The sequence below is a fragment of the Brucella tritici genome (assembly GCF_008932285.1).
GTDB lineage: Bacteria > Pseudomonadota > Alphaproteobacteria > Rhizobiales > Rhizobiaceae > Brucella > Brucella tritici.
Window position 1 is genome coordinate 382722 of sequence record NZ_WBVY01000004.1, and the last position, 13729, is coordinate 396450.

The window sequence follows — 13729 nt, forward strand, 5'->3', positions numbered from 1 at the left end:
AAGACATGAATGTCAGACTGTATAAGATAAGATGCCCAGCTTCATTTCAGTCTGACTTCCAAGTATTGATGAGGAGCCGAAAACCGTGCCCGATTGGCTTCAACTAATGGTGGAATCTCTACCTACCCTTTTGTGGGCGGGCTTGATCTTCACCATTCCCCTCACCCTTTTGTCCTTTGCTTTCGGCTTGACATTGGGATTGCTGACCGCACTTGTGCGATTGTTTGCGCCACTCTGGCTTTCGTCCATCGCCCGCTTTTATGTCTGGATATTCCGCGGCACACCTCTCCTCGTACAGTTGTTCGTGATCTTTTACGGTCTGCCAAGCGCAGGCATCTATCTTGATGCATTTCCAGCAGCCGTGATTGGTTTCTCTCTCAGCGTTGGTGCTTATAGTTCAGAAATTATCCGGGCTGTCATATCCGCCGTTCCGAAAGGTCAATGGGAAGCCGCATATTCCATTGGTATGAGCTGGCGTCAGGCGCTCGCACGTACAGTCCTGCCTCAGGCAACCCGGACTGCAGTGCCGCCACTCTCCAACTCCTTTATTTCTCTAGTAAAAGACACATCGCTTGCAGCCGCGATCACGGTGCCTGAGCTTTTCCAGTCGGCACAACGTATCGTCGCGACCACCTACGAACCTCTCATCCTCTATATCGAAGCAGCCCTGATCTATCTGGTGATGAGTTCCGTTCTTTCGGCCCTGCAAGTGCGGCTTGAACGGCGCTTCGGACGCTATGGCGGCACACTGGAGACAAACGCATGATCGAGCTTCGACACATCGTAAAGCGCTTCGATGATGCTGTTATTCTCAACGATATTAATGTTGCGATAGCAGAAGGCACAGTGACAGCATTGGTTGGTCCATCCGGTGGCGGCAAGAGCACGTTGTTGCGGTGCATAAACCTGCTTGAGATTCCGACATCGGGCACTCTTGTTCTGGGTGGCCAGAGCCTCAGCTTCGAACCTGACCGCAAGCCAAGCTGGCAAGCCATCCAGTCAATCCGCCGTCAGACGGGCATGGTGTTTCAGAACTTCCAACTCTTTCCTCATCAGACAGCGATACAGAATGTGATGGAAGGCCTTGTTACGGTTCTAAAATGGCCAAAGGACAAAGCAAAAGAACGCGCGATGGAGCTGCTTACCAAAGTGGGCATGGCGCATAAAGCAGATGCTTGGCCTTCAACGCTCTCTGGCGGACAGCAACAGCGTATCGCGATTGCACGTGCACTGGCTCCGTCACCGCGTGTACTCTTGTGCGACGAGCCTACCTCGGCGCTTGATCCCGAGCTTGCATCTGAAGTCGTTGATGTTTTGAGCAAGCTCGCCAAGGAAGGCACGACGATGGTGATTGCTACGCATGACCTACGGCTTGCATCCAAGATTGCAAAAAATGTCGTCTTTCTCGAGTCGGGCAATATCGTCGAAACCGGAACTGCGCACGAGATTTTCACAAAGCCCAAGCAAGAGCGCACCAAACAATTCGTTGCGACAATTAACGCTGCCCATACTTACGACATCTAGGCCCAGACATATCGACTCCGTAAGGGCTTTCGCCACCAGCGAAAGCCCTCGGGCGCGCCGGTGCCTCAAATTTCATACGTGCATTCAAAAAATTCCGGCGGCTCCCCACAGCCTGCCCCTTGGTAAAACAGAAAACCACTGTTACATTATGCACAACGTAGAAATTGAAGCGCCTTGCTTGCGTCCTGACAGGTTCGCGCGGCGCCATAAGGACAAGAACCTTGAAGAACCCCGACGAGCGCACCGCCGAAATGGTGCACCAAGGGGCGTCCGGCGGACAATCGGGCAACTCGCAAGCCCGGAATCCGTCCGATAACGGCAAGCGCAGACCGCGCAAAAAAGCCGTTACAGATATCGGTAATGCCCGTAGTGCATCCGATTCAGGACGCTCAAAATCACAGGACGAGACCGAAGGCACGAACTCGCAGAGCCAGCGCAAACGGGCGCGTCGGCGTCGGCGCGGCAAATCCGTACCTGGCGTCGAATCTTCTGCACAGAAGCCCACAGCAACTGAAGCAGAAAACAACCAACAGCGATCCCCTGGTAAAATCTCGAATCGCCGTCGCCGTGCTCGCAAGAAGAAGCAGGCACGACAGCAAGGTGGACAGACGCCTCCGGTAGTCGAGATAACAGCAAAGGCTCAGCACAACGGTGCACGTGGGGATAACCCGCATGCTTCGACTCAAAACAAACGTAAGGGCAGCAATGGCCAAACATTGAGGGCCGTTAACGGCGCGCACCCCGAAAAGGGCGATGCTCCGCTTTATGCTGCCTTGGATCTGGGCACAAATAATTGCCGCCTGCTGGTTGCGTCACCGACGAGACCGGGCCAATTCCGCGTTGTGGATGCGTTTTCACGTATCGTACGATTGGGAGAGGGCTTGAGTGCCACCGGCCGACTTAGCGACAATGCGATGGATCGTGCTGTCGAAGCGCTGAAGATTTGCCGTGACAAACTTGCAGGCAAGAAAATCCGGCGTTCGCGGCTGATAGCCACCGAAGCCTGCCGCTCAGCCTCGAATGGCGAAGCGTTTTTGGAAAGGGTTCTGGCAGAAACGGGACTTGAACTGGAGATCGTAGACCGGCAGACGGAAGCCCGGCTTGCTGTCTCGGGCTGCGGCACGCTGGTTACCCGCGAGACGGATGCAGTCGTGCTATTCGATATTGGCGGCGGCTCTTCTGAAATCGCGCTGATTGATGTTTCCCGTCGTCGTTCCCCACGCCTGGCAGAACATATAATGGCCTGGACATCTCTTCCGGTCGGTGTTGTGACATTGGCGGAACGGTTCGGCGGACGGAACGTCACGCAGGAAAGCTTCGAATCCATGGTTTCCCATGTAACCGATCTGCTTGCGCAATTTGCTGAGCGTCAATGTCTTGGAAATCTTACGGCAAGCCCGCGTTTCCACTTGCTGGGCACATCGGGAACAGTGACCACACTGGCAGGGATTCACCTTGGCCTTGATCGTTACGATCGTCGTCGGGTCGATGGTATGTGGATGGGTGCCGACGACGTGACACAGATGACCAACCGTCTTCTATCGTGGGATTTTGACGCCCGTGTAGCGAACCCATGCATTGGCGCAGACCGCGCCGATCTGGTATTGGCAGGCTGTGCTATTCTTGATGCGATACGCAAAGTGTGGCCCAGCGAGAAACTACTTGTTGCCGATCGTGGTCTGCGTGAAGGCATTTTGACCGAACTGATGTCGCGCGATGGCGCATGGCGACACAATCGCGCGACAGGCGCTAGAAACAGGCACTGATAATGAGCAAGGCAGGCGGAAACAAAGGCGGAGTAAAAACTGGCGGTCGCGGTGGTGCGGGTTCCAGCAATCTGCAGGTGCGCGTGAAGAAGAAGGCAGGCACGATCAAGGAATCGTCGCGCCGTTGGCTTCAGCGTCACTTGAACGACCCGTATGTTCATAAATCCAAGCAGGATGGGTATCGTTCGCGAGCAGCCTATAAGCTCATTGAAATCAATGATCGGTATGATCTGCTCAAGAAGGGTCAGAAAATCATCGATCTCGGCGCCGCGCCGGGCGGCTGGTCGCAGATCGCCGCCAAGATCGTAGGTTCAACTGACGAGAACCCGCATGTTGTGGGCATCGACTATCTCCATGTCGATCCCCTGCCTGGCGTTGTTCTGCTGGAAATGGACTTCCTTGATGATGAGGCTCCGCAAAAACTGATGGACGCGCTCGGCGACAAGCCGGATTTGGTCATTTCGGATATGGCTGCGCCAACCACCGGCCACCGCCGTACTGACCACCTGCGTACCGTGCATCTTTGCGAAGTCGCAGCTGATTTTGCGATTTCGGTTCTGAAGCCAGGCGGACATTTTCTTACCAAGACATTTCAAGGCGGCACGGAAAACGAACTCCTGGCATTGCTCAAGCAGAAATTTCGCTCAGTGCATCATGTAAAGCCGCCCGCATCCCGCGCAGAATCCGTCGAGCTTTATCTGCTCGCTCGCGATTATAAGGGCTAGGGGTTTATTTTCCGGCGGAGGTGCTCGCAGCTTCAACAGCTGCGCGCTCCTTGCTGTGATGTTTCACGACAGTCGGAGCGGCAAGTTCCTTGCCTGCATCCGGTGCAAGTCGTGCAAACCACAGAAAAGCCATTGCAGAAACAGCAGCAACCACAAAGAAGCCGATGTGGAAGTCCACCAGTTCAAGATGGGCTCCACGTAGCGACGTACTGATTTCCAGGATACCGCCTGCGAGAGCCACCCCGATAGCAATAGAAACCTGCTGCGCCACTGCCGTGATTGGCGTCGCCTGACTTGTCTTTTCATCTGGTATTTCGGCAAAAGCCAGCGCATTGACACCAGTGAAGAACAATGAGCGCGCAAAACCTCCCACCAGCAAAAAGCCGATGATGATCCAGTAAGGGGTCGTTGGCGTGAACAAGCCATTGACGGCAATGAAACAGGCCGAAATCAGAGAGCCCGCCATCAAAGCGCGCCGGAAACCAACACGGACAAAAATACGCTTTGCTCCGAATTTCATGCTGATAGCGCCAATAGCCGAAACGAAAGTCATCATACCAGACTGAAACGGCGTCAGACCGAAACCAAGCTGGAACATCAAAGGCAGCAGGAACGGGATCGCGCCAATCCCAAACCGAAAAATGCTGCCACCGATAACGGCAGAACGAAATACCTGATTATCGAAAAGCTTAAGATTCAGCAGAGGATCATCAACACTCTTCGCATGCCGAAGATAGAGAACAGTACAGACGATGCCGATTGCAAGAGTTGTAAAGCCAACCGCAGGCGGTAAGGCTGGCAGGCTGACGACTGACAGTCCGAACACAACGCCCGACATCGCGATCCCTGAAAGAAAGAACCCCGTCCAGTCAAGGCGCTTTACAATACGCTCTTCTGTGTCGGGCAGAAACCGTGTTGCGAACCAGATGCCGACGAAGCCAATCGGCACGTTAATCAGGAAAATCCAGTGCCAAGTCAAAAAGGTGGTGATGAAGCCGCCAACGGGTGGGCCGACCAGGGGGCCGACCATCGCGGGGATTGTCAGCCAAGCCATGGCTGAGACGAGTTCGCTGCGCGGAGTTGAACGAATGAGCACGAGACGACCAACCGGCGTCATCATCGCGCCCCCCATACCTTGCAAAAACCGTGCAATAACAAAAGCGGTCAATGAATTCGAAGCGGCGCAGGCAACCGAGCCGACCACGAATACCGCTATCGCCGCCCGAAAGACATTTTTGGCACCGAAGCGATCCGCCATCCAGCCGCTCACCGGAATAAAAACCGCGAGCGCGACAAGGTAGGCCGTCAGCGCCAGTTTAAGTGCAATGGGGCTTGTGCCGATGTCGGCAGCGATAGCGGGAAGCGACGTCGAGATGACATTCGAATCCATCTGCTCCATGAACAGGGCGATGGCCAATACGAGGGGAATGATGCGATTCACGGTAATATTCCGAAACACGGATATGAAAGAGCCGATAAATCCTATGTAGTGCCGGACAAATTATTGCTAGTCGGAACGGCGTCACATTGCAGTGAATATGCGATAAAATCAGCCATTTATGCCAGTTTTTGACTTAACGACTTCCCTGTCGGCACACAATACCGCATTTCTCACGCCAAATTTCAGTCGTTCACATTTGCGTAAAACGGGGTTGCGCTTCCAGTAACAGCTTGTTACATTTCGTTACAGTTTCACGAGGCTTCGAACCGGGTGGGGGGCCGCTCCGGTTCAAGGAGGTAGGAAATGAACGATATTACAAGAACCGCCATCATCTACGGGATGATGATCATTTCACTCAACACTGCGCTAGCAGTCGGCCTTCTGGGGCTGGATTTCCTGCGTTAAAGTGCGCCCCCAAACAAAGTTTTTTGCCCTCCAGGCAGACATGAAAAAGAGCGTTTCCAATAAAATGGAAGCGCTCTTTTCGTTTTAAGCAGCCTTACGATCAGAGGATTCGTCCCTGACTGCCGGGATCGAAGAAAACCGACTTGTCCAGGTTGAATGCAAGCCGGGCTGACTGTCCTGCCGTAATGCGGGCATCCGCACGCAAACGTGCCACGACATGCTTGCCACCCAGACGCGTGACGGCAAACGTATCCGATCCTGCTGGCTCGACAACATCGATCAGGCAATCCCCTTCCACGATTGCGTCGGCATTGCGATCTGCTCCATCCGGATCGGTGAGTGCCTCTGGACGAATACCGAAGACAATATCTTTGCCTTCATACGCGCTGAGTCCTTGGGGCGCCGCCTTCAATGGAAGCTTCAGCGGTTCGCCGTCACCGCGCCCAAGGTGAATTGCATAACCCGACCCGTTCTTTTCGACCCGGGCAGTCAGCAGATTCATTGCTGGCGATCCCATGAAATCAGCGACAAACATGTTGGCCGGATTGTTGTAAATCTCGGCTGGCGTTCCGAACTGTTGCAAAACACCGTCTTTTAGAACGGCAATCTTGGTTGCCAGCGTCATTGCCTCGATCTGGTCATGCGTCACATAAACGATCGTGGTTTTCATCCGGCTGTGCAGCCGTTTAATCTCGGTACGCATATCGACACGCAGTTTGGCATCGAGATTGGAGAGCGGTTCGTCAAACAGGAAAACCTGCGGATTGCGCACCAGTGCACGCCCCATGGCCACTCGTTGACGTTGACCGCCGGAAAGCTGGCTAGGCTTGCGGTCCAGCAAATGTCCGATCTGCAGAATATCGGCAACTTCCTGAATAGCCTTGTCACGTTCTGCCTTTGGGACCTTGCGAATTTCCATGCCGAAAGCAATATTCCCGGCGACGGTCATGTTCGGATAAAGCGCATAGGACTGAAAGACCATTGCAATATCGCGCTGGGATGGGTGCAGGCCGGAAACCGACTTTCCATTAATCGCAATGTCGCCAGACTTGATCGGCTCGAGTCCGGCGATGGTGTTCAGCAGTGTAGACTTGCCACACCCAGATGGGCCAACGAGGACGAGAAAGCCCCCCTCGTCGATCTCGATGTTGATATCCTTCAAAACAGAAACATTGCCGTAGGATTTGTAGAGATCGGTTATTTTAAGAAAAGACATTTGCAACTTATCCCTTAACGGCGCCGGACATCAGGCCACGAACGAAATAGCGACCGGACACGATGTAAACGATCAGCGTCGGCAGAGCCGCCAGAATGGCTCCTGCGAAATGGACATTATACTCTTTGACGCCGGTGGAAGAGGAAACCAGATTGTTGAGCGCAACCGTCATCGGTGTTGAATTCGCACCCGAGAAGGAAGCTCCGAACAGAAAGTCGTTCCAGATATTGGTGAACTGCCAAATCACGGACACGACGATGATCGGCCCTGAGGATGGCAGCAAAATACGCCAGAATATCTGGAAGAAGCTTGCTCCGTCGATCTGTGCTGCCCGAACCAGTTCTGTCGGGAAGGCTTCATAATAATTGCGGAAATAAAGCGTCGTGAATCCGATGCCGTAAACCACATGCACTAGGATCAACCCCCAGATCGTGCCAGCGATCCCCAGAAAACCAAGAACGCGCGCCATCGGAATGAGCACAATCTGGAACGGAATAAAGCACGATAGAAGCAGCAGGCCGAAAAAGATGTTCGACCCACGGAATTGCCATTTGGTCAGGACGTAGCCGTTCAGCGCGCCAACAATGGTCGAGATTGCAACGGCAGGAACGACCATGAGGATCGAGTTGATAAAGAACGGCTTCAGCCCCGTAGGCTGTACCCCGATCTGCGCCGTAGACCAGGCAGATAGCCATGGTTCGATGGTCCATTGCTGCGGCAGGTTCAACATGCCGCCCTGGCGGATTTCTTCAAGCGGTTTGAAGGAGTTGACCAGCATCACATAGAGCGGCAGCAGATAATAGAATGCGAAGAGCAGCAGCGCAGTGTAGATCAGCGCGCGCGTCAGCTTTCCACTGTTGATGGCATTGTCTTGCGACTGGGCGCTCATGATCGCGACCCTCCGCGAATTTCAGAGTAAAGATAAGGGATAATGATCGAGAAGATCATTGCCAGCATGATGATTGCAGATGATGCACCGATGCCCATCTGGTTGCGTGTAAACGTGTAGGAATACATGAACGTTGCAGGCAATTCCGTAGCCTGACCCGGCCCACCGCCGGTCAGCGCAATAACCAGATCATATGCCTTGATCGCCAGATGAGCGAGAACCACGAAAGCGGACAGGAACACCGGACGCATCAACGGAATAATGATGCGGCGATAGATGGTCCCCGTGGATGCTCCATCAATCTGGGCAGCCTTGATGATTTCATTATCCACGCCGCGCAATCCTGCAAGGAACATGGCCATCACAAATCCGGAAGATTGCCAAACGGCTGCAATCACCAGACAGTAAATTGCCATCGTATTGCTCTTGATCCAGTTGAAGGAGAAACTCTCCCAACCCCATAAATGCATTGTGTTTTCGAGACCAATGCCTGGATCGAGAAACCACTTCCACGCCGTTCCGGTAACAATGAAAGACAGCGCCATTGGATAGAGATAGATCGGGCGCAGAATGCCTTCACCACGAATCTTCTGGTCAAGAAGGATCGCGAGAAACAGCCCGATAACCGAACAGATAATGATGTAGAGCGATGCAAAGATTGCCAAATTGGTGATCGCACGCCACCAGTGTGGCAAAGCCCAAAGTTTGGTGTAGTTCGTGAGACCTACGAAACCATAGGATGGTAACATTCGACTATTGGTTAGCGAAAGAACACCTGTATAGATGATGAAACCATAGACGAACACGAGCACTATCAGAAAGCTCGGTCCCAGAACCAGCTTCGGCACCAGTTCCTGTAATCGGCTGTTACGCTGCATATTTGCGTCACCCTGTTCACGCCGCCGGAAATCACGCCAATTATCTGGCAAGGGTCCGGACATCGGTTTGATCGGCAATCCGGTGCTATTCTATTACACGCAACCGAATGCACTAAATAAGTTCGGCCTGCTGCAATTTCCGATGGAAACATGCAGACCTAAATCATGCAATTGTTGTTTTGATTTCTGGCCGTTGCTGCCAGCACTTTCAAATGCGCGCCCATATTCAGAGCGCCTGGAATGAAAAGCGTCCGGAAAGAATATCCCGGACGCCCATATGCTGTTACTTGGCAGCTTCGACAGCCGACACGAGTTCCTTGACAGCATCTTCCGAAGAAAGCTGTCCGTTAAACTGGCGTGTTACAACGTCGTAGATCGCGTTCTTGACTGCAGCCGGATTGGCATAACCATGAGCCATGGAGCCCAGCATTGTGCCCTTTTCACTCGCTTCCTTTTCGTCGGCGATAGCCTTCTTGCCGCAAGCATCGAAGTCAGTGTCCGGTACGTCGGTGCGAGCCGGAGCAGACCCCTTCACCACATTGAAGGCCGACTGGAATGTCGGGCTTTCAATCGCCGATGCCATTTCAAGCTGCGCCGGAACCTTATCTTCCGAGACCTTGAACATAGCGAACATATCGGAATTGAAAGTGATAGCGCCCTGCGTACCCGGATAGCGCATGCAGACAAAATCTTCGCCCGGCTTCTTGCCGGCCTTGATGAACTCGCCCTTTGCCCAATCGCCCATGAACTGAAGACCAGCCTTGCCTTCAATGACCATAGCGGAAGCGAGATTCCAGTCACGACCGGAGAAATTGTCATCAACATAGGACCTCAACTTCGTCATACGGTCGAAAGCCTGCTTCATCGTATCGCTGCCGAGAGTTTCGGGGTCGAGATCGATGAAAGCTTTCTTGTAAAAGTCGGTGCCATAAGACAGCACGACCGCATCAAAAATGGTCGCATCCTGCCACGGCTGTCCACCATGAGCGATCGGCGTGATGCCCTGCTCCTTGAATTTATCGAGCAACGCGATCAGTTCGTCCCAGTTGGCAGGCTCCTTGCCGCCAGCCTTGTCAAGTGCTGCCTTATTGATCCACATCCAGTTGGTGGAGTGAACGTTGACCGGAGCAGCGATCCAATGACCGTCATATTTGGCAAACTCCTGCAAGGGAGCCGGAATAACCTTTTCCCAACCTTCCTTAGTGGCTACCTCATCAAGGTTACCAAGTGCACCCTGCTCCGCCCAGTCGCGAATGTCGAAGCCAAGCATCTGCACCGCCGTAGGCGCATTGCCAGCCGTGACGCGCGCGCGCAGCACCGTCATTGCTTCCGTACCGCCGCCACCGGCAACCGGCATGTCGGTCCAGCTAATGCCCTTCTTTTCAAGATCCTTCTTGAGAACGTCGAGCGCAGCAGCTTCACCGCCAGCGGTCCACCAGTGCAGAACTTCAACATTCTGCTTGTCCTGCGCATTGGCAACAGGGGCCATTCCGGCGAGCAAGGCACAAGCAGCCGTACCCATCGCAGCGAGCTTTAAAAGTTTTTGCATGTCTACCTCCCGTAGAAACAAACGAAACCAGAACTATCGGATACCCGGACAAGCCATTGCTTCTGTACGGCAATCCGTCTCGTCATTCCCATCTGCACCTTCTCGGCACAGACCCAGAACCGGCTGCTCCACACAGCCGACCCCTCCTAGTCACTGCCGCAATACGATGCGAAAGCTTCCGCCTTCACTTGTGCCCGGCTATTCGTCACGACGTTTTTCCTGAAATCCTCCATCCCACTCTTACGCCGCTTCAACACAATTGACAACGTTGTCTTTTATGAATGCGAAATATCCGCAAGACACGATGTTATCATAGGATAGGCCCAAACCCCGTCAGGGTGTCAATATCCCTCGACAGATAAAATCAGAGAACCTTAATCGATTGAAACCAACGATTGAATTTCCGCGAGGAAAAAAACTTGCGAATTAAAGACTTACTGCCTCAAGGACAGTGTCTTGCATCTTAATCCCTATCAAGCTGCACTCTTAATATCCCTCCCCAACCCGAAAAATCGGCAACCGTTAATTTCCCTTATTTCACTGGACAAGCTTGCGACGACGGCATAATTTCGCGCCGCTCGCACAATGGTGTGCGGGCTTGTTCTCGGGGCGGGGTGAAACTCCCCACCGGCGGTATGAAGCGAAAGTTTCGAGCCCGCGAGCGCCTGAACAGATGCCGATTCGGTTTTGGTTCAGGGTCAGCAGATCCGGTGAAATGCCGGAGCCGACGGTTAAAGTCCGGATGGAAGAGAGCGATTGAGCGTCAAGATTGTGCCCTAGGCATCGTCTATGCGTTCTTTTGTGCGCCCTGATTCTAGTTTCGTGAGGAACCTATGAACCAGAGCTATCCGAACAAGACTTCTTTCAAGATTGCATTCATACAAGCCCGCTGGCACGCCGATATTGTCGACGAAGCCCGCAAGAGCTTTGTTGCGGAACTATCCGCAAAGACTGGCACCAACGTAGAAGTCGAAATCTTCGACGTCCCGGGTGCCTACGAAATCCCCCTTCATGCCAAAACACTCGCCAAGACTGGTCAGTATGCGGCTATCGTCGGCGCAGCTTTCGTGGTGGATGGCGGTATTTATCGACATGATTTCGTGGCGACTGCCGTTATCAACGGCATGATGCAGGTCGGCCTTGAGACAGAAGTTCCGGTGCTCAGCGTCGTCCTGACGCCGCATCATTTCCATGAAAGCAAGGAGCACCATGACTTCTTCCATGCTCACTTCAAGGTGAAAGGCATGGAAGCAGCCAATGCGGCATTGCAAGTCGTTAGCGAACGCAGCCGGATAGCGGCCCACGCATAAGGATGTTCAGACCGGCCTTACTATAGAGGCCGGTCATTCTCCGACGATGCGTTCTCCGTGAGCATAAACGTCGAATTCATCACCTCGCACCAACGCAACAAGTGTCAGATTCGATTCCAGAGCTGTCCGAATAGCAAGTGCCGTCGGAGCAGAGATCGCCGCCAGAACAGGCGCTCCAAACATGACTGCCTTCTGGACCATTTCGACCGATACACGGCTGGTGATCGCAACGATCCCGCTTTCCGGCGAGGAACCGATACGCGAGACAGCACCGACGAGTTTATCCAACGCATTGTGACGCCCAACGTCCTCACGCACAGCTATGAGGCCCTCGTCTGGAACATAGAAACCTGCAGCATGAACAGCGTGGGTTTGGGCATTCAGCTGTTGCCCTTCGGCAAGCGACGAGACGGCAATCGAAATATCGTGAGAGGCGAATTTTTGACCGTTCCCACTGAGCGCCCCAAGCGGCCGCAGAGCGTGTTCGATGGAATCGATGCCGCAGAGACCGCATCCGACTGGGCCGGCCATAAATCTGCGTCGAGCAGCAAGTCTCTGCTCGGGGCGTGCGGACAATCGGATTTGAACGTCAATACCTTTCTCGAAGGCTACCACCTCAACCGCTTCTATCTCCGAAACGTGATCGACGATATTCTCTGTGAGAGTGAAACCTATCGCGAAGTCCTCAAGATTGTCAGGAGTAGCCATCATCACGGCTTGCGTTGAGCCGTTATAGCTTACTGCGACCGGCACTTCTTCCGGTACAATCCGTGTACCCTCATCGAAGCTGGACACGCGATGGGCGAGACGCGCAGCACTCCGGCTCACCTTGTGAATCGTCATCTTAATCGCTCCCTGTCATCGCATCCGTTCTCCCGACAGTTTCATGTGGCATGAAAACAACTTTAATGTAAGTTGCCACCGGACAAGCCGTCGCAATTTTGACGGCAAGCGAGGAAAAGATGGATATTCGCCAAGTAGACGACAATTATTCCGTTTCGGGCCAGATCGAACCCGACGATGTGCGCGATATTGCTTCGGAGGGATTTCGCACGATCATCTGCAATCGGCCCGATGGCGAAGGTGGCCCTGAGCAGCCCGAGTTCAACGAGATTGCACGTGTGGCAGAGAAAGCCGGACTTGCAACCTATTACATTCCCGTCGTTGGCGGGCAGTTGACGCAGGAAGATGTGGATGCGATGGCAGCAGCGCTGGATGAAGCCGAAGGCCCCATTCTTGGCTACTGCCGATCAGGTGCACGCTCTACGAATATTTACGGGATCGTACAGCAGCAAAGGCGCGGATAAAAAACGAGCGCAAACTATGAGGGCGGTGAAGTCGCAAAGGCATTTCTACAGTCTTTGCAAACATGGCGATCACCGTCCCGACAATCGGGTGCGGCCCGAATGGACACCGCGTGATGTATGGGCGCAATATTGGCGATAATAGCTCATACCGGTACGCGTGACAGTCGCAACCACGCCGCCAAGGACGAGAAGCCAGCCAATAGCCTGCGGCCAGTTGAAGCTTTCGATCCCACCACTCAGTGCGACAATAAAGATACCCGCCCAGAGCAGAGCCGCGGTACGGCGCCAGAATACCGGGTTGAGCTCATCAAAGACGGCCTTCCACAGCGAGTGAACAAGGCAAGCAAAGAAAAGGGCAGCGGCCAGACCGATATTGAGCAACTCGACCGGAAGCCATTGTTGCGAAGTAAGCATCGTTTCCATCATCCACTTAACCAAGATGCGTATCGAGGGAATCCATTAGAGGATTTGTCTTTACGATCCCAAGTACTGTTACTGTTCGTCCTATTCAGCTTTCGCTTTGTGGCCGCAACGTGTTACATGCACGGAAAGCTCCATCAGATAAATTCACTTATTATTGCGATCACGCGAAATATCGTGTTGAAAACGCTAGGTTATTTGCGATGTTCCGCCGTACCCGATGCGGCGCAACCCCTTCCACTGATTGAGAAAATTACGGTTCCACCCTCAGGAAATATCGCTGCAATATTTCATTCACA

At 53.4% G+C, this 13729-nt stretch carries 13 protein-coding genes and 1 riboswitch; of the genes, 6 read left to right on the forward strand and 7 right to left on the reverse strand.

What is annotated here, in order from left to right; genetic code table 11:
* The first annotated feature begins 85 nt into the window (after window positions 1-85).
* From F9K94_RS16335 to F9K94_RS16350, 4 genes are all read left to right on the forward strand, one after another.
* Window positions 86-766 carry an ABC transporter permease subunit gene (locus F9K94_RS16335; protein ID WP_061347057.1) on the forward strand — a complete coding sequence of 227 codons (681 nt, stop codon included), beginning with the start codon at window positions 86-88 and terminating at the stop codon, window positions 764-766.
* A complete protein-coding gene (locus tag F9K94_RS16340) occupies window positions 763-1524 on the forward strand; it encodes an amino acid ABC transporter ATP-binding protein (protein ID WP_061347056.1) in 762 nt (253 codons plus the stop codon). Before F9K94_RS16335 ends, F9K94_RS16340 begins: the two co-directional genes overlap by 4 nt.
* Window positions 1525-1745: 221 nt before the next feature.
* Window positions 1746-3290 carry a Ppx/GppA phosphatase family protein gene (locus tag F9K94_RS16345; RefSeq protein ID WP_151646952.1) on the forward strand — a complete coding sequence of 515 codons (1545 nt, stop codon included), beginning with the start codon at window positions 1746-1748 and terminating at the stop codon, window positions 3288-3290.
* A 2-nt stretch (window positions 3291-3292) separates the two neighbouring features.
* Window positions 3293-4015, forward strand: a complete 723-nt coding sequence (locus tag F9K94_RS16350; protein ID WP_151646954.1) for an RlmE family RNA methyltransferase — start codon at window positions 3293-3295, stop codon at window positions 4013-4015.
* A 4-nt stretch (window positions 4016-4019) separates the two neighbouring features.
* Here F9K94_RS16350 and F9K94_RS16355 read toward each other — a convergent pair whose 3' ends face one another.
* From F9K94_RS16355 to F9K94_RS16375, 5 genes are all read right to left on the reverse strand, one after another.
* A complete protein-coding gene (locus F9K94_RS16355) occupies window positions 4020-5456 on the reverse strand; it encodes a DHA2 family efflux MFS transporter permease subunit (protein ID WP_151646957.1) in 1437 nt (478 codons plus the stop codon).
* A 505-nt stretch (window positions 5457-5961) separates the two neighbouring features.
* A complete protein-coding gene (locus F9K94_RS16360) occupies window positions 5962-7077 on the reverse strand; it encodes an ABC transporter ATP-binding protein (RefSeq protein ID WP_151646959.1) in 1116 nt (371 codons plus the stop codon).
* Window positions 7078-7084: 7 nt separating this feature from the next.
* On the reverse strand, window positions 7085-7966 hold the full coding sequence (locus tag F9K94_RS16365) for a carbohydrate ABC transporter permease (RefSeq protein ID WP_061347051.1): 882 nt from the start codon (window positions 7964-7966) through the stop codon (window positions 7085-7087).
* Entirely contained in the window at window positions 7963-8844 is an 882-nt protein-coding gene (locus F9K94_RS16370; protein ID WP_061347050.1) for a carbohydrate ABC transporter permease, read from the reverse strand. Before F9K94_RS16370 ends, F9K94_RS16365 begins: the two co-directional genes overlap by 4 nt.
* 283 nt (window positions 8845-9127) lie before the next feature.
* Window positions 9128-10393, reverse strand: a complete 1266-nt coding sequence (locus tag F9K94_RS16375) for an ABC transporter substrate-binding protein (RefSeq protein WP_061347049.1) — start codon at window positions 10391-10393, stop codon at window positions 9128-9130.
* Window positions 10394-10989: 596 nt separating this feature from the next.
* Window positions 10990-11151, forward strand: a riboswitch (FMN riboswitch).
* Window positions 11152-11226: 75 nt separating this feature from the next.
* Between F9K94_RS16375 and F9K94_RS16380 the strand changes: the two genes are divergently transcribed.
* Window positions 11227-11703 (forward strand): 6,7-dimethyl-8-ribityllumazine synthase, encoded by a 477-nt coding sequence (locus tag F9K94_RS16380; RefSeq protein ID WP_061347048.1) that lies wholly within the window; start codon window positions 11227-11229, stop codon window positions 11701-11703.
* Window positions 11704-11736: 33 nt separating this feature from the next.
* Here the strand turns inward: F9K94_RS16380 and fdhD are convergent, their stop codons facing one another.
* Window positions 11737-12546 (reverse strand): formate dehydrogenase accessory sulfurtransferase FdhD, encoded by an 810-nt coding sequence (gene fdhD, locus F9K94_RS16385; protein ID WP_151646961.1) that lies wholly within the window; start codon window positions 12544-12546, stop codon window positions 11737-11739.
* A 119-nt stretch (window positions 12547-12665) separates the two neighbouring features.
* Here fdhD and F9K94_RS16390 point away from each other — a divergent pair, with 119 nt between their 5' ends.
* Entirely contained in the window at window positions 12666-13010 is a 345-nt protein-coding gene (locus tag F9K94_RS16390; protein ID WP_061347046.1) for a TIGR01244 family sulfur transferase, read from the forward strand.
* 69 nt (window positions 13011-13079) lie between these two features.
* Here the strand turns inward: F9K94_RS16390 and F9K94_RS16395 are convergent, their stop codons facing one another.
* Window positions 13080-13424: a hypothetical protein gene (locus tag F9K94_RS16395; RefSeq protein WP_010659008.1), complete on the reverse strand. Its 345-nt coding sequence runs from the start codon at window positions 13422-13424 to the stop codon at window positions 13080-13082.
* Window positions 13425-13729: the final 305 nt, after the last annotated feature.

Coding starts and splice junctions, on each gene's coding strand:
- F9K94_RS16375 (WP_061347049.1), bottom strand. CDS start 10,393: ATGCAAAAACTTTTAAAGCTCGCTGCGATGGGTACGGCTGCTTGTGCC.
- F9K94_RS16340 (WP_061347056.1), top strand. CDS start 763: ATGATCGAGCTTCGACACATCGTAAAGCGCTTCGATGATGCTGTTATT.
- fdhD (WP_151646961.1), bottom strand. CDS start 12,546: ATGACGATTCACAAGGTGAGCCGGAGTGCTGCGCGTCTCGCCCATCGC.
- F9K94_RS16370 (WP_061347050.1), bottom strand. CDS start 8,844: ATGCAGCGTAACAGCCGATTACAGGAACTGGTGCCGAAGCTGGTTCTG.
- F9K94_RS16390 (WP_061347046.1), top strand. CDS start 12,666: ATGGATATTCGCCAAGTAGACGACAATTATTCCGTTTCGGGCCAGATC.
- F9K94_RS16380 (WP_061347048.1), top strand. CDS start 11,227: ATGAACCAGAGCTATCCGAACAAGACTTCTTTCAAGATTGCATTCATA.
- F9K94_RS16365 (WP_061347051.1), bottom strand. CDS start 7,966: ATGAGCGCCCAGTCGCAAGACAATGCCATCAACAGTGGAAAGCTGACG.
- F9K94_RS16395 (WP_010659008.1), bottom strand. CDS start 13,424: ATGCTTACTTCGCAACAATGGCTTCCGGTCGAGTTGCTCAATATCGGT.
- F9K94_RS16350 (WP_151646954.1), top strand. CDS start 3,293: ATGAGCAAGGCAGGCGGAAACAAAGGCGGAGTAAAAACTGGCGGTCGC.
- F9K94_RS16360 (WP_151646959.1), bottom strand. CDS start 7,077: ATGTCTTTTCTTAAAATAACCGATCTCTACAAATCCTACGGCAATGTT.